A 235-nucleotide genomic window follows, 5' to 3' on the forward strand; every position below is an offset into this window, starting at 1 on the left:
GGTGACGAGCCCCCGGCGCAGCTCGACGACCTCCCGGGCCGGCGCCTCCGCCGCGTCGAGCAGACCGGCGTCGATGTACCGCGAGGCCAGCGCGTTCAGCAGGTCCGCCTCCTCCGCCGGGGAGAGCTCGTCCTTGGCGAGCCGGTAGCGGACCACGCGCCGTGTGAGCGCTGCGGCCCCGGGGTCGAGGTCGACGTGCCGGTGCCGGGGCATCCGCCGCACGATCATCTCCAGT

General features: G+C 75.3%; 1 protein-coding gene. It reads right to left on the bottom strand.

The annotated features are described in order from the left end of the window. On the bottom strand, positions 1–213 hold a 213-nt coding region (locus VR45_RS41855; protein WP_159394582.1), incomplete at its 3' end, for a hypothetical protein. Positions 214–235: the final 22 nt, after the last annotated feature.

It is taken from the genome of Streptomyces sp. NRRL S-495 (assembly GCF_000966955.1).
GTDB classification, from domain to species: domain Bacteria; phylum Actinomycetota; class Actinomycetes; order Streptomycetales; family Streptomycetaceae; genus Kitasatospora; species Kitasatospora purpeofusca.